Annotated in this window: 16 protein-coding genes; all 16 read right to left on the bottom strand. The window is 59.0% G+C overall.

Annotated elements, in window-relative coordinates:
- Window positions 1-2: 2 nt before the first annotated feature.
- A complete protein-coding gene (locus tag ACPW75_RS04055) occupies window positions 3-740 on the bottom strand; it encodes a flagellar motor protein (RefSeq protein ID WP_024943899.1) in 738 nt (245 codons plus the stop codon).
- Between the two features lie 2 nt (window positions 741-742).
- Window positions 743-1,858: a protein-glutamate methylesterase/protein-glutamine glutaminase gene (locus ACPW75_RS04050; protein WP_016350060.1), complete on the bottom strand. Its 1,116-nt coding sequence runs from the start codon at window positions 1,856-1,858 to the stop codon at window positions 743-745.
- A 32-nt stretch (window positions 1,859-1,890) separates the two neighbouring features.
- Entirely contained in the window at window positions 1,891-4,113 is a 2,223-nt protein-coding gene (locus tag ACPW75_RS04045) for a chemotaxis protein CheA (protein ID WP_077096032.1), read from the bottom strand.
- Window positions 4,114-4,124: 11 nt separating this feature from the next.
- Window positions 4,125-4,865 carry a protein phosphatase CheZ gene (locus ACPW75_RS04040; RefSeq protein WP_011705289.1) on the bottom strand — a complete coding sequence of 247 codons (741 nt, stop codon included), beginning with the start codon at window positions 4,863-4,865 and terminating at the stop codon, window positions 4,125-4,127.
- A gap of 12 nt (window positions 4,866-4,877) precedes the next feature.
- Window positions 4,878-5,249, bottom strand: coding sequence for a chemotaxis response regulator CheY (gene cheY, locus ACPW75_RS04035; protein WP_005298814.1), 372 nt, complete (start codon window positions 5,247-5,249; stop codon window positions 4,878-4,880).
- Between the two features lie 123 nt (window positions 5,250-5,372).
- Window positions 5,373-6,092 (bottom strand): RNA polymerase sigma factor FliA, encoded by a 720-nt coding sequence (locus tag ACPW75_RS04030; RefSeq protein WP_017409955.1) that lies wholly within the window; start codon window positions 6,090-6,092, stop codon window positions 5,373-5,375.
- Window positions 6,085-6,960, bottom strand: coding sequence for a MinD/ParA family protein (locus ACPW75_RS04025; protein ID WP_010634619.1), 876 nt, complete (start codon window positions 6,958-6,960; stop codon window positions 6,085-6,087). The genes ACPW75_RS04030 and ACPW75_RS04025 overlap by 8 nt, the downstream gene beginning before the upstream one ends.
- A gap of 1 nt (window position 6,961) precedes the next feature.
- Window positions 6,962-8,383 (bottom strand): flagellar biosynthesis protein FlhF, encoded by a 1,422-nt coding sequence (gene flhF, locus ACPW75_RS04020; RefSeq protein ID WP_029303572.1) that lies wholly within the window; start codon window positions 8,381-8,383, stop codon window positions 6,962-6,964.
- A gap of 16 nt (window positions 8,384-8,399) precedes the next feature.
- Window positions 8,400-10,502 carry a flagellar biosynthesis protein FlhA gene (flhA, locus tag ACPW75_RS04015; RefSeq protein ID WP_029301481.1) on the bottom strand — a complete coding sequence of 701 codons (2,103 nt, stop codon included), beginning with the start codon at window positions 10,500-10,502 and terminating at the stop codon, window positions 8,400-8,402.
- 107 nt (window positions 10,503-10,609) lie between these two features.
- Window positions 10,610-11,740: a flagellar biosynthesis protein FlhB gene (flhB, locus tag ACPW75_RS04010; RefSeq protein ID WP_077096033.1), complete on the bottom strand. Its 1,131-nt coding sequence runs from the start codon at window positions 11,738-11,740 to the stop codon at window positions 10,610-10,612.
- 134 nt (window positions 11,741-11,874) lie between these two features.
- Window positions 11,875-12,666, bottom strand: coding sequence for a flagellar biosynthetic protein FliR (gene fliR / locus ACPW75_RS04005; protein ID WP_011705283.1), 792 nt, complete (start codon window positions 12,664-12,666; stop codon window positions 11,875-11,877).
- 67 nt (window positions 12,667-12,733) lie between these two features.
- On the bottom strand, window positions 12,734-13,003 hold the full coding sequence (gene fliQ / locus ACPW75_RS04000; RefSeq protein WP_011705282.1) for a flagellar biosynthesis protein FliQ: 270 nt from the start codon (window positions 13,001-13,003) through the stop codon (window positions 12,734-12,736).
- Window positions 13,004-13,030: 27 nt separating this feature from the next.
- Complete coding sequence (gene fliP / locus ACPW75_RS03995; RefSeq protein WP_016350054.1) at window positions 13,031-13,810, bottom strand: flagellar type III secretion system pore protein FliP; 780 nt, start codon at window positions 13,808-13,810, stop codon at window positions 13,031-13,033.
- Window positions 13,797-14,180, bottom strand: coding sequence for a flagellar biosynthetic protein FliO (gene fliO / locus ACPW75_RS03990; RefSeq protein ID WP_017778741.1), 384 nt, complete (start codon window positions 14,178-14,180; stop codon window positions 13,797-13,799). The genes fliP and fliO overlap by 14 nt, the downstream gene beginning before the upstream one ends.
- Window positions 14,177-14,569, bottom strand: a complete 393-nt coding sequence (gene fliN / locus ACPW75_RS03985; protein WP_011705280.1) for a flagellar motor switch protein FliN — start codon at window positions 14,567-14,569, stop codon at window positions 14,177-14,179. The genes fliO and fliN overlap by 4 nt, the downstream gene beginning before the upstream one ends.
- Before the next feature lie 51 nt (window positions 14,570-14,620).
- A complete protein-coding gene (fliM, locus tag ACPW75_RS03980; protein ID WP_011705279.1) occupies window positions 14,621-15,691 on the bottom strand; it encodes a flagellar motor switch protein FliM in 1,071 nt (356 codons plus the stop codon).
- Window positions 15,692-15,697 lie beyond the last annotated feature (6 nt).

The following is a 15,697-nucleotide window of genomic DNA, read 5'->3' as shown; positions in this document are numbered from 1 at the left end:
GGCTATTCTCCCTTCAGATAAGCCTTCAACCGCCGTTCAACCTGAGGACCATTTTCGCCGTGGGCGATTGCCATCAAGCCTTCCAGCGTCATCTCCTGAAACAGGGCGTAATGATAGTGAAAAGCCCGCAACCGGTTGGCAATCGGCAGGTATAGCAGGTTGGCAAAGCCAACCCCGTAAATAGTGGCGACAAACGCAACGGCGATACCAGCACCCAGCGAGGCGGGTTCTTCCAGATGAAACATGGCCTGGATAAGTCCAATCACTGCGCCAATGATACCTATGGTCGGACTATAGCCTCCCATGGCTTCAAAGACTCTGGCGGAGTGTTCGTTTCGCTCCTGCTCGATGTCGATATCCGCTTCCAGCAACATGCGAATATCATCTATCGACACCCCGTCCACTATCATGGTGAGCCCCTGCCGGGTAAATTCGTCGCTCTCCTGATCAGCCTGGTTCTCCAGCGCCAGCAGCCCTTGCTGACGTGCAAACACGGCCCAGGCTTGCAGTCGTTCAGCTTGTGCGACCAGATCCCAGGCGGGAGGTAACAGCATCCAACGGGTCTGTCTTATCGCTTCCAGTAGAAACTTGCGTGGCGTCTGCAAAATGACAGCCCCCCAGGTTCCTCCTACAACGATGACGAAGGCAGGCCCGTCAAGCAGGGTGAGCAGGTTGCCGCCATGCCATAACTGGGCAATGGCGATGGCTCCCAGTGCCAGGATCAGGCCAAACATGCCCATCGTTAGCGGCCCAGCTCAACCAGGATTCGTTGTGCAACCCGATCCAGCGGCAGTGATTCCGTGGCGATGCCGGCTTTGGCAACCGCTTGCGGCATGCCATATACCACGCAGGAGGCTTCATCTTGTGCCCAGATGGTAGAGCCCTGCTCCTTGAGCAGACGCGCACCATCCCGACCATCCGCCCCCATCCCGGTCAACACGATGGCGAGCACCTTGTCGGCATAGGTTTTGGCGGCAGAGGCAAAGGTGATGTCGACGCACGGCTTGTAATTCACCTTGTCATTGCCATCGACAATCCGGATACGGGCACCAGCACCACGCCCTTCCAGCAGCATCTGCTTGCCGCCCGGAGCCAGGTAAGCATGGCCAGGTTTGAGCACATCGCCATCTTCCGCTTCCTTGACTCCGATCTGGCACAGACCATTGAGTCGAGCGGCAAACGCGGCGGTAAAGGTTGCCGGCATATGCTGGATCAACAAGATGGGATGAGGGAAATCACCGGGTAATTTGGTCAACACGTTCTGCAGCGCAACCGGGCCACCCGTCGAGGTACCGATGGCCACCAGCTGATAACTCTTGCCACTGCGTTTGAAGGCAGCTGCAGGCATGGCTCGCGGCGGCTCGGCCTGACGCTCTGCTGGCCGGGCGATTGGGCTGCCCAGCGGGGAACGGGCGGCGGGCTCAGGCGCTTTGGGACGAGCAGGTGCCGCCATCAGGAAACGCTTGCGAGAAATCTCCTTGACTCGCTGCTGCAACAGGCGAACGGCTTCATCCTTGTCACGGGCGATATCTTCAAATTTCTTGGGCAGGAAATCGAGCGCCCCGGCATCCAGCGCATCCAGCGTCGCCTTGGCCCCCTCATGAGTCAAAGAGGAGAACATCAGGATCGGAGTCGGACACTTGGCCATGATCTCGCGTACGGCACTGATGCCATCCATCACGGGCATCTCGATGTCCATGGTGATCACATCCGGGCGCAGCTGGATCGCCTTGTCCACGGCCTCACGTCCATTTTGAGCCGTATCGATCACCGTCAGCATGGGATCCTGAGTGATGATCTCGCTGACCCGACGACGGAAGAAGCTCGAATCGTCGACCACTAATACCTTGACTGCCATTGTTATTTTTCTAACTCCTTGGGCCTGGGCTATCAATGTCTACGGGCATACGCCTTGAGCAGACTCGGCACATCCAGAATGAGTGCAATACCGCCATCGCTGGTGATGGTGGCTCCCGCCATGCCTGGGGTACCTTGCAACAGGCTGTCCAGCGGCTTGATCACCACTTCTTCCTGGCCAATCAGGTTATCCACGACAAAACCGATCTGCTGCGTGCCAATCTGCACGATGACCACATGACCCGTATCCTGCCGTGACTTCTTGTGCTTGCCCCTGACCAGCCAGTTGTACAGATAGAAGAGCGGGATGGCTTTTTCGCGCACTATGATGGTGAGCTGTCCATCCACCATGTTGGCCTTCTTGAGATCCAGGTGGAAAATTTCGTTCACGCAGCCCAGCGGTAGCGCGAAGGTCTGCTCACCCACTTCCACCATCAGGGTCGGCAGAATGGCAAGGGTCAGCGGCACCTTGATTTCAAGACGGGTGCCCTTGCCCCAGGTCGAATCGATATGCACCGAGCCATTCAGGCTGACGATACTGGTCTTCACCACGTCCATCCCGACACCACGGCCGGAGATATCCGAGATCTCGGACTTGGTAGAAAAACCGGGGGCGAAGATCAGGTTGTAGGCATCGTTGTCACTCATCCGAGCCGCCGTGTCGGCATCCAGCACACCACGGCTGATGGCGATGGACTTGAGCTTTTCGGGATCCATACCAGCACCATCATCTTCGATGCACAGCAAGATATGATCGCCCTGCTGGGAAGCGCTCAGGGTAATGGTGCCCTGCCGTGGTTTGCCTGCTTTCTCACGGACATCTGGCATTTCAACCCCATGGTCACAAGAGTTGCGCACCAGGTGAACCAGCGGGTCAGCCAGCGCTTCAACCAGGTTCTTGTCCAGATCCGTCTCTTCCCCGACCATGACCAGCTCAATTTCTTTCTTGAGGGTACGAGCCAAATCACGAACAACGCGCGGGAAGCGACCAAACACTTTCTTGATGGGCTGCATGCGGGTTTTCATCACCGCACCCTGCAGATCTGCCGTCACTACATCCAGGTTGGCAACCGCTTTTGACATGTCTTCATCGTTGCTGGCAATACCAAGGCTGACCAGACGGTTGCGCACCAATACCAGCTCACCCACCATGTTCATGATGACGTCCAGCGTCTTGGTATCCACCCGAACGGTGGTATCGCTTTGCACTGCGTTGTCTGCAGGAGCGGGGGCCGGTTGCTTGGCTGGCGCAGGGGCTGGTGCCGGTTTTGCCGGGGCCGCAGCCGGTTTGGCGGCAACGGGGGCTGGGGCAGGCTTGGCTGCCGAAGCTGGCGTGGCGGCAGCGGGGGCTACCGAAGCTGGCGTGGCGGCAGCGGGGGCTACCGCGGCCTGCACAGGCGCGGCTGGCGGCGGCGTAATACTGGTTTGCGGCCCTTGGCCACGACCGTGCAGTTCATCCAGCAGACGCTCGAATTCATCGTCATCGATCAGTTCGTCAACTTCTTTTTGCACTGATTTCAATGGATTGCTTTCAGGTGCTCCGCCATGTTGACCCTGACCATGCAATTGATCAAGCAGGGCCTCGAACTCATCGTCGGTAATATCTCCTGAGCTTGCCACCACAGGGCTGGCGGCTGCAGTTGGTGCGCCTCCCACCCCATGCAATTCATCGAGCAGGCGTTCGAACTCATCGGCGGAGATCTCGTCGATGGATCCCCCACCGCTGACGACGGAAGAAGCGGGGACGGGATCGGCGACAGGTTCCGGGATGACTGCGGCCACCTCGACCACCTCTTCAACGGCAGGAGCCATCTCCTCGGACGCCACATTGCCACCCGCAGAAGCGGTCAACAGCTGCTCTTCCCCTTCAGGCTTGCAGAGCTCATGCAGGTCGTGCAGGATTTCAGCGGAAGCCGGGCTTGGCGGTTCGCGATTCTGCACCTGGGCAAACATCACATTGATGGCATCCAGCGCCTGCAAAATGACATCCATCAACTCGGCGGTAACGGTCCGCTTGCCATTGCGCAAGATATCGAACACGTTCTCGGCACCGTGACAAACATCCACCAACTCGGTCAGCGAGAGAAAACCGGCACCGCCTTTGACGGTATGGAAGCCGCGAAATATGGCATTCAACAGATTCTTGTCATCGGGTCGCTTTTCCAAGTCGACCAGTTGTTCAGACAACTGTTCCAATATTTCGGATGCTTCGACCAAAAAGTCTTGCAGTATGTCTTCATCAACTTCGAAGGCCATGCGTCACTCCATTAAAATCCCAGGCTAGACAGCAGATCGTCCACATCATCCTGACCATTGACCACATCGGAACGAGTCTCAGGGTTCATGATGGGGCCTTCAGCTTCAATCCCGCTTACAGGAAGGCTGCGAGAAGAGTGCTCAGCAGATGCCTCACCAAACATAGTCAGCATTTCTATTAATTTAGTTTCAACTTCCTGAACCAACTTGATGACTTTGCGGATCATCTGGCCGGTCAAATCCTGAAAATCTTGCGCCATCAGGATTTCTGTCAGCAGTTGCCGTAATTTATCGGCATCAGATTCAGAAGCCTTAATGAAATCATCCAGTTGGTGACACAAAGACTTGAACTGACCAACACTCATCTCTCTGCTCATCAGGGCATTCCAGTTGGGCAGAACAAGCTGAATATTGTCATTGAGCCGATCGGCAATCGGTAGACTGGCTTCCACGGCATCCATGGTGCGATTAGCAGCTTTGTCCGTCATGTCGATGACATAACTGAGTCGCTCCCGCGCATCGGGGATTTCGTGAGTGGCCAGATCGGGGATCCGGGGATCTAGCCGAAAATCTTGTAGGGAATCATGCAGTTGTCGGGTCAACTGACCCACTTTGTCAAACAGGGCCGCCGCATTGGGAGCACACGCATCGGCGATGAGAGTGTCGGCCTGTTCAAATTCACCTTGCTCAAGATGGGCAACAAGCATCCTTGCCTGATCGAGCGAAATCATTGCACTCGTTTTGGCCTTCATCCCTGCTGCTCCTTAGCCGATTCGTTCAAAGATTTTGTCGAGTTTCTCTTTGAGCGTTGCAGCAGTGAAAGGCTTGACGATATAGCCATTGACGCCGGCCTGGGCAGCTTCAATGATCTGCTCGCGTTTCGCTTCGGCAGTCACCATCAGCACCGGCAGGTGTTTGAGCTTGTCATCGACGCGAATAGCCTTGAGCAGGTCGATGCCTTGCATGCCCGGCATGTTCCAGTCGGTCACGACAAATTGAAAATCACCATTTTTCAACATTGGCAAGGCCGTGTTGCCATCGTCTGCTTCGTGGGTGTTGTTGAATCCCAAGTCACGCAGCAAGTTCTTGATAATCCGGCGCATCGTTGAAAAATCGTCAACAATGAGGATTTTCATGTTCTTGTCCAAAATTCCCTCCTAAATAGCCGCCAGAGCGGCTCACTTACATGATGCAGATCGCAGGTTTTGTTTTGCGGATTATGCCTTAGAGTTTTGTTTCAGTGTAGCCAGTACAAACACTTATACATGCCAATCTCTTAAACGCGCGCGTAATCTGTGCATCGCCTGACTGTGTATCTGGCTCACGCGAGACTCGCTGACGTTCAATACCTCGCCTATTTCACGCAAGTTCAGTTCTTCATCGTAGTAAAGGGAGAGCACCAGCGCTTCCCGCTCCGGCAGGCGACCGATGTGTTCGGCCAACGCCCCTTGAAAACGCTCGGCGGCCAGTTCATCAAACCCGTTGCTGCCCGGCTCGTCATCGGGATGACCGATGACATCCTCGCTGACGCCAAGATCTTCGATGCCGATGATCTTGCCGCAGGAGACATCCTGCAGCATGGCGTGATACTCACCAAGGCTGACTCCCATCTGGGCGGCTACCTCGCTATCACGGGCATCACGGCCATGGGCTTGTTCAACATTTTCGATGGCTTCGGCGATGGTGCGGCTGTTGCGGTGCACCGAACGCGGCACCCAGTCACCCCGTCGGATCTCGTCGAGCATGGAACCGCGGATGCGGATCCCGGCGTAGGTTTCAAAGCTCGCCCCCTTGCTGCCGTCAAAATTGCGGGAGGCTTCGAGCAATCCAATCATACCTGCCTGGATCAGGTCATCCAGCAAGACACTGCTTGGCAGGCGAGCCAACAAATGCTGGGCGATCCGTTTCACCAGCGGAGCATGACGCTCGACCAGCACATAGGAATCCTGATGACGCAAGTACGCTTGGGCTTTATTCACGGGAACCTTCCTGTGCTATGACCGGCTTTTGCAGCAAATTTTCCAGGAAAAATTCGAGATGACCGCCGGGTTGGTTAGGAATGGGCCAGCTTGCCGCCTTGTTGGCCAGCGCTCTGAACGCCAGCGCAGCCGGGGACTTGGGGAAGGCTTCGACAATCAGCTTCTGCTTGCGCACGGCGGCTCGCAGATTGGTGTCATAGGGGACGCAGGCAACCAGCTCCAGCGAGGTATCCAGGAAACGGTCAGTGACCCGGGTCAGCTTGGCATAGAGTTCCTGCCCTTCACGTAAGGATCGGACCATGTTGGCCACCACCTTGAAGCGGAAGACGCCGTGCTCCTTGGAAAGGATCTTGATGAGGGCGTAGGCATCCGTGATGGAGGTCGGTTCATCGCACACCACCACCATGATGTCCTGGGCCGCACGGGTGAAGCTCAGCACCATGTCGGAGATTCCAGCCGCCGTATCCACCAGCAGGATGTCGACCTGGGTCTTCATCTCGCTGAAAGCGCGGATAAGCTCGGCGTGTTGCACCGGCGAGAGCTCGACCATGGACTGGGTACCCGAGGTGGCCGGCACTATCATCATGCCGTAAGGCCCCTCGACGATGATGTCGTCGATGGTGCATTCGCCGGCCAGCACATGGGACAGGTTGCGATGTACCCGCAGCCCCAGCATGACGTCCACGTTGGCCAGGCCAAGGTCGGCGTCCAGTACCATCACCCGTTTGCCTTGGGCGGCCATGGCTCCCGCCACGTTCAGGGTCACGTTGGTCTTGCCGACGCCCCCCTTGCCACCAGACACGGCGATCACTTTTACTCGATTGTTTTGACGCATTTTGCGCAGACCACTCGCCTGATCCATATACATGTTACTCATAAAACTCCGAATCTTCGGCCTCGCCAAAGCCTGTGCCCCAGAAATAGGGTTCTTCTGTTTCCCGCTCCAGCGAGCCCATGGCAGCTCCGACGAGCTGTGCCGCATTGGCGACCTGAATATCTTCCGGAACCCTTTGTCCATCAGTGATATAGCTGATGGGCAATGCATTCTGGATACACACGTTAATCACTTCGCCCAGATTCAGACTCTCATCCAATTTGGTAAGTATGCAGCCGCTCAATGGAATACGCCGGAAATGGTCCACCGCTTCCTGCATCACCCGACGCTGGGAAGTGGCCGACATCACCAGGTAGCTGCGGATGCGTACCTTGGCATTCTTGACCAGGGTATCGAGCTGCTCGGTCAGCCGGATATCCCGCTGCCCCACCCCGGCGGTATCGATGAGCACCAGCCGGCGGTGACGGAACTGATAGAGCGCATTGGCCAACTCCTCGGCATCCCGCACCTGCCGCACCGGGCAGCCCATGATGCGACCATAGGTCTGCAACTGCTCATGGGCACCGATCCGGTAGTTGTCGGTGGTGATGAGCGCCACCTGCTCGGCGCCATACTTCATGGCAAACCGCGCCGCCAGCTTGGCAATGGTGGTGGTCTTGCCCACCCCGGTCGGCCCGAGCAGGGCAACCGCCCCACCCTGCCGCAGAATTTCGTCTTCGCTGATCTTGAGCTGGGCCGTCAACACCTCGGCCAACTGGGCCATGGCTTGATGGATGGACATATCCTCGGGGATAAGGCCGGCCAGCTGATCGGCAAAGGCATCGTCAAACCCTATCTTCTTGAGCTCCTTGATGAGCAGGGCACGCATCGGCTCGCGACGCTCCACCTCCTGCCACATCAGGCCGGAGATCTGGTGCTCCAGCAGCTTGCGGATGCTGGCCATCTCCTTGCGCATCCCCTCCATCTCCTGATCCCGCTGGGGGGATTGGGGAGCACGGCCGGGTGCGGCGGCTCTCGCCTTCGGTTTGGCGGGCTCGGGAGCTGCCCCCCACTGCCCCTGCTCGGCCAGAGTACGGGGCGCGCCGCTGGCAGCAGCCGACGGGGCGCCGCTCTGGCCCGCCTGACCGTTCTGGGCCGGGTTCAGCTTCTGCTGGCGGGCCAGCAAAGCGGCCAGGGTGTCGGCATAATGTTCGTTCTGCTCCTGGGCCGGACTCGGTGCAGGGCGGGTCATCTGCCGTCCGGCAGACGAGATATTGACGCTCTCATCGTTCAACTGACGGCGAACCGGCGCATCTTTGGGTCCCGGAACCTGGGATTGATAATCGACAGCGGCGACTATCTCCACCCCACCGGTGACCTTCTTGTTGGACATGATGACGGCATCGGGCCCGAGAGTCTCCTTGACCTCGGCCAGAGCCGTTCGCATGTCCTTGGCAAAAAACCGCTTAATCTTCACCCGTCATCTCCGCTAACTAGTTCTGTCCTACCGCACTGACGATGCGGATTTGCTTGTCATCAGGCACTTCCTGATAAGACAGAACGCGCAATCCAGGAATGGCATTCTTGACAAATTTCGCTAGGGTATTGCGCAGTATCCCTGATGTCAGAAGCACGGCCGGTTGGCCTTCCAGTTCTTGTCGTTGAGTGGCTTCCACCAGCGAGCGTTGCATCCGCTCCGCCAGACCCGGCTCGATGCCGGCGCCATCACCACCCCCTGCCTGCAGGGATTGATGCAATATACGTTCCAATTCCGGTGCCAAGGTGATCACCGGCAGTTCGGGATCCGGGCCGGCAATCTCCTGCACGATCAGCCGGCGCAGGGCGATACGGCAGGCCGCCGTCAGCACCTCCGGATCCTGGCTGCGCGGGGCATATTCCACCAGGGTCTGCAGGATAGTGCGCATATCGCGGATTGGCACGCCTTCATTGAGCAAATTCTGCAATACCTTCACCAGGTTACCCATGGTGATAACCTCAGGAACCAGTCCTTCCACCAGCTTGTTCTGGTGCTTCCCAATCATGTCGAGCAACTGTTGTACTTCGTCATGACCCAGCAACAGGGCGGCATGGTTGGAGAGGATCTGACTCAGGTGAGTGGCCACCACGGTCGCGGTATCCACCACTGTGTAGCCAAGGGTCTGCGCCTGGGAGACCTGCTCCTTGGCAACCCACACCGCCTCCAGTCCGAAAGCGGGATCCCGGGTCGCAACCCCCTGGATCTGGCCGAACACCTGGCCCGGATTGATGGCCATTTCCTTATCATGGTAAACATTGGCCTCGCCGGTACTGACTCCCATCAAGGTGATGCGATATTGGTTCGGGGCGAGATCCAGGTTGTCGCGGATATGCACCGCAGGCACCAGAAAACCCAGCTCCTGGGAGAGCTTCTTGCGCACCCCCTTGATCCGGTTGAGCAGCTCGCCGCCCTGGTTGCGATCCACCAGCGGGATGAGTTGATAACCCACCTCCAGCCCGATGATGTCCACCGGCATCACGTCGTCCCAGCTCAAGTCTTTCTGCTCGTGGGTCTGCTCCGTGCTCGCCGGCATCAGCTCGCCCTTGGCTGCCTTGGCCGCCAGCTGTTTCTCGCGGCGCAGCAGCCACCAGGCACCGGCAGCGGCGATGGCCCCCAGACTGAGGAACGCCAGATGGGGCATGCCGGGCACGCTGCCCATCATCAGCAGGATACCGGCCGAAATGATCAGGGCTTTGGGGTTGTCGAACAACTGGCCCAGCACCGCGGTGCCCATGTCCTGATCCGTGTTCTGGCGGGTCACTATGATGGCGGCGGCGATGGAGAGCAGCAGCGACGGGATCTGGGCCACCAAACCGTCACCGATGGCGAGCAGGGTATAAATCTGGGCCGCTTCGCCGAAGGTTAGCTGGTGCTGCACCATCCCGATGATGAAGCCGCCCAGGATGTTGATGAACAGGATCATGATCCCCGCCACCGCATCCCCTTTCACGAATTTCGAGGCACCATCCATGGAGCCGTAGAAGTCGGCTTCCTGGGTCACGTCCTGGCGGCGCTTCTTGGCCTCTTCCTGATTGATAAGGCCGGCGTTCAAATCCGCATCGATGGCCATCTGTTTGCCGGGCATGGCATCCAAAGTAAAGCGGGCGCTAACTTCTGATATCCGGCCCGCACCCTTGGTGACCACCACGAAGTTGATGATCATCAGGATCATGAAGACGATGATACCGACCGTGTAGTTGCCGCCGATCACCACGTTGCCGAAGGCTTCGATCACGTGGCCGGCCGCCGCACTGCCGTTGTGGCCTTCCAGCAGTACCACCCGGGTGGAGGCGACGTTGAGCGCCAGCCGCAGCAGGGTCGCTATCAGCAGCACGGTCGGGAAGGCGGCAAATTCGAGCGGGCGGCGGGTGTAGACGGCTACCAGCAGCACCACGATGGAGAGCGCGATGTTGAAGGAAAACAGGATATCCAGCATCAGCGGCGGAATGGGCAGCACCACCATGCCAAGAGAGGCCAGCACCAGCAGCGGCGTCCCCAGGCCCTTGGTCAACAGCCACTTGTACTCTTTGATTCGGCCCAATGATGCCTGGAGTTTCATCGTTTTTCTCAATCTCAAACCGCTGATGCCAGATTAAAGCAAACATCAAGCCAACAATACAAGACCTTGAAATACAATGATTTTATTTTTACTGTGTCAGAAGTTTGTCATTTGCGGAATTCGGTTGGAATGGGCAGATCCTTGGCCAGCGGATTGGGACGGCGACCACGGCCACGACGGAACTTCTTGAGCTGATAGACATAGGCCAGCACCTGGGCCACGGCGGCAAACAGCCCTTCCGGGATCTCGTGACCAATCTCGGTGGCGTGGTAGATGGCGCGGGTCAACGCCGGGGACGGCATCACCGGGATCTCGTACTCCCTGGCTATCTCTCTGATCTTCATCGCGATTTCATCGGTGCCCTTGGCCACTACCTTGGGCGCGCTGCCCGGCTTGGCCGTATCGTACTTGAGCGCCACCGAGTAGTGGGTCGGGTTGGTGATCACCACGTCCGCCTTGGGCACATCCCCCATCATGCGGCGCATCGCCATCTCCATCTGCAAGCGGCGGATCCGCCCCTTCACCTCGGGTTTGCCTTCGCTGTCCTTGAACTCGTCCTTGACCTCCTGCTTGGTCATCTTGAGCTGGCGCATGTGGTTCCACTGCTGGAACGGCACGTCGATGGCCACGATGGGAATGAGGGCGCAGCAGAGGATGATCAGCATCCACAGCAGCAGATCCAGCGCGTCTATGATGCCGCCCGGGTAGCCCTCGAGGGAGAGATTGAGCAGGTGATTGAACTGGCTGGAGAGCATCCACCAGGCGAACAGGGAGATGAACACCACCTTGGCGATGGACTTGACCAGCTCGACCAGGGATTGCACCCCGAACATCCGCTTGATGCCGTTGAGCGGGCTCAGCTTGCTCCATTTGGGCAGCATGGCCTCGGAGGAGAAGTTCATGCCCCCCATCAGGATGTTGCCGACGAAGGCGGCGATGGCCACCAGCATGAACAGCAGACCGAGTGGGTGCAGCAGTTCCCGCAGCAGGGCCGGCAACATGGTCATCATGGCATTGGGATCGAACGCCTGTTCCCGATCCAGGGTGAAGCCCATGGTGAGCACCTTGACCATGGCGCCAGCCAGGCTCTCCTTGACCATCAGCAGGCCAAACACGGCCGCCAGCAGGACGCTGGCGGTACCCAGCTCCTTGGAGCGTGCAATCTGCCCTTTATCACGGGCTTGTTGCAGTCGTTTGCCCGTGGGTTGTTCGGTACGTTCCTGATCGGTATCAGCCATGCTGACCCCCGCACAGGTTGAGGCAATCAGGCATCAAAGCCGCCTGAGCGCCGTTGTTGAGTCGCACGAAGCCAACAGAGCAGCCCCAGACGGTCTGCCCCGCGCAATGGAGCCCCCAGCCTGCCGCCGGCATCTTACTGGCCCCCCAGGCACTGGGTGCCGATGAGGGTGCAGCTGGTCTCCTGCACCCGCTCCCACATGCTGTCGAAATGGCCGAGGAAACCACCTATGGTCAACCAGAGGATCAGCAGGCCCGACATCATGCTGACCGCAAAGCCGATGCTGAAGATGTTGAGCTGGGGAGCGGCACGGGTCATGACGCCGAAGGCAAAGTTGATGAGCAGCAGGGCGACGATGGCGGAGAGCGCCATCACCAGCGAGGCCTGATACATGACCCCGAGAAAACCGATCAGATCGCGAATGGAAGGCAGGCTGAGGCCGCTGTCCGACACCGGCAGGGTATCAAAGCTCAGCACCACCATGCGCAGCATGATGAGGTGACCATCCACCGCCAGAAACACCAGGGTCGCCAGCATCAGGTAGAACTGGCCCACCACCGGCGCCGACTGGCCGTTCATGGGATCCACCAGGGTGGCGAAACCCAGGCTGGTCTGCATGGCGATGATCTGGCCGGCCATCACGAAGCTCTCCATCAGGAACTGGGTCATGAGGCCGAGCGCGACCCCGATGAGCAACTGCTGGCCCAGCACCAGAAAACTGCCGACCGAGAACAGCTCGATCTTGGGCATGGGGGGAAGCAAAGGGGCAATCATCAGGGTCAGCGCCAGCGCCAGGCTGATGCGCACACGAGCCGGTGTCAGCCGGCTGCCAAACACCGCCATCACCATCAGCAGCCCGCTCACCCGCGCCAACGGCCAGACGATGGAAGACAACCACTCCATGATGAGAGCGGTTGTGTAGGTCATCCCGGCACCTTGCGGGCCATCGAAGCCGGCAACGGGCGCAGAAGGGCGCTCTGCTCGAGCTGGCCCCTCATCCCACCACCTCCGGAATTTGACTCACCATCAGCAGGAAGAAGTCCATCAGACTCTGCAAGCCCCAGTGCGCCCCCGCCCCCAGTGCAAACAGGGTGACGATGAGGCGGGGCAGAAAGCTCAGGGTCTGTTCGTTGATGGAGGTGGCCGCCTGAAAGATGGCCACCAGCAAGCCGACGCAGAGGCTCGGCAGGATCACGGCACACACCATGATGGTGACCAGCCAGAGCGCCTCGCGAAACACGTCGATAAAGGTTTCAGGACTCATGCCGTTCGCTCCTTGCGTTGCTCGCCCTTAACCACCGGCGCCCAGCCCGAAGCTGTTGGCCAGGGATCCCAGGATCAGGTTCCAGCCATCCACCATGACGAACAACATCAGCTTGAATGGCAGGGAGACCAGCATCGGCGACAACATCATCATCCCCATCGCCATCAGGATACTGGCCACCACCAGGTCTATCACCAGGAACGGCAGAAACAGCATGAAACCTATCTGGAACGCGGTCTTGAGCTCGCTGGTGACAAACGCCGGGATCAGCACTCGCAGCGGCACGTCGGCGGGCTTGTCCACCTGCACGTTCGCTATCTCCATGAAGGTATTGAGATCCTTGATCCGGGTCTGGGCCAGCATGAACTGGTGGATGGGCAGTTCGGCCTTCTCCAGCGCCTCCTTGGCCTGGATGGTCTCGGCCAGATAGGGTTGCAGCGCCTCGTTGTTGATGCGATCCAGCACCGGCGACATGATGAAGAACGACATGAACAGGGCGATGCCGATCAACACCTGGTTGGAGGGGCTCTGCTGCAGGCCGATGGCCTGGCGCAGAATGCCGAGCACTATGATGATGCGGGTAAAGGAGGTCATCATGATGACCATGGCCGGCAGGAAGGAGAGCGCCGTCATCAGCGCCAGCACCTGCAGGGTCAGGCTGTATTCCTGGCTGCCGTCCGCCATGGTCTTGATGGTGACTGCCGACATGCCGTCCTGGGCCAGCGCCAGCGGCGAGCAGAGGATCAGGAGGGATAACAGGCCGACCAGCAGCCCACCGTGCGGCCGTGAGCCGTTAGCTTTTTTCATGCTTGCCCATCAATTTGCCAAGCTGCTGGGAGAACGCCTGGGGCTGACTCTCGTCCAGCGGCTCTTCCAGGCGATAGAGAAAGTTGACCTGCTGCGGCGTCACCCCGAGCAACAGCTGCTGCTCGCCCACCTTGACCACCAGCAGCTTCTCCTTGTAGCCCACCGGCAGGCTGGCGATGACCCGCATCTGGCCCCCCCCCATGGCGGTGGCAATCTTGCTCTTCTTGAGCAGGAAACCGAGCACCAGGATAAGGCCGATGACCATCAGGCTGGAGAGCAGCCAGGAGGTGAGGCTGGGCGGATTGGCACCCGCACCGGGTTCGGCCAGTGCGGGGAGGGACAACAGCAGTAACGGGAACGCGCGGATCATTTGAGTTTCTTGATCCTTTCGATCTGGCTGATGACGTCAGTCAGCCGAATACCGAACTTGTCGTTCACCACCACCACCTCGCCGTGGGCGATCAGGGTACCGTTGACCAGTACGTCAAGCGGCTCGCCCGCCACCCGATCCAGCTCCACCACCGAGCCCTGGTTGAGCTGCAGCAGGTTGCGGATGCTGATCTGGCTGCGGCCCACTTCCATGGCGATGGTCACCGGAATATCCAGAATGGTGTCCAGCTTGCGCCGCTCCTCGGCACTGATGGGGGCATCATCCTTGAGCTCTTCGAGGGGAGCGGGCTTGGCTTCGGCAGTCACCTGCTCTTCCAGCGCGGCTGCCCAGGCGTCCGCCATCAGATCCTCTTCATCAGTTCCGCTCATCTTGAATTCCTTATGCTGCTTTCTTGACGGCCTGCCAGCGCAGATCGCCGTTTATCGTTGTTGATCTTCGATGCTGCGCTCGAGCTCTTCCAGCTCGGCCTCGCCATCGATGCGTACACCGCCCCGGGTCACCAGATGCATCTCGGTCTTGACCCCTTCCGGGCGCTTGAGTTTGTCAGTGATCTTGAGCGCCACATTGTCCTTGGTCCGCCCCATCTTGGCATGGAACGTGGGCAAGTCCTCCACGAACACCAGCAGGTTCTCCGGCATCTCCACCGGGATGATGTCGCCGGGTTGCAGCTCCATCAGCTCGCGCAGGGTGAGCTCGGTCTCCAGCAACTTGGCCCGCAGCTCCACCTTGACGTCCATGATCTCGTCGCGCAGCGCCTTGCTCCAGCGCACGTCGGTGTCACCCTTGTCGCTCTGCACGCCGGCGTCCAGCAGCTCGCGGATGGGCTCCAGCATCGAGTACGGCATGGCCACGTGGAAGTCACCGCCACCGCCATCCAGCTCGATATGGAACGAGCTGACCACGATCACCTCGGTGGGGCTGACGATGTTGGCCATGGCCGGGTTCACCTCGGAGTCGAGGTACTCGAAGCCCACGTCCATCACCGGCGCCCAGGCGTCCTTGTAATCCTCGAATACCAGCTTGAGCAGCATCTGGATGATGCGCCGCTCGGTGGGAGTGAACTCGCGCCCCTCGATCTTGGCGTGGTAGCGACCGTCGCCACCGAAGAAGTTCTCCACCAGGATGAAGACCAGCCGCGCCTCCATGGTGATGAGCGCCGTCCCCTTGAGCGGACGGAAGCGCACCATGTTCAGGCTGGTCGGCACGAACAGGGTGTGCACGTACTCGCCAAACTTGAGCATCTGCACGCCGTTGATGGAGACCTCGGCGGTGCGGCGCATCATGTTGAACAGGCTGATCCGCATGTGGCGGGCGAAACGCTCGTTCACCAGCTCCAGGGTCGGCATGCGACCACGGACGATGCGGTCCTGGGAGGAGAAGTCGAACTGGGCGACGCCGGGATCCCCCGCCGCGCCTATCTCTTCCTCTTCGACATCATCGACCCCGTGCAAGAGGGCATCAATTTCGTCCTGACTTAACAGATCGCTCACGCTTCA

This window comes from Aeromonas sp. FL131 (assembly GCF_049860615.1).
Lineage (GTDB): Bacteria > Pseudomonadota > Gammaproteobacteria > Enterobacterales > Aeromonadaceae > Aeromonas > Aeromonas hydrophila.
Note: the sequence above shows the minus strand (reverse complement) of the source record. Positions and strands in the feature narration are given on the sequence as shown.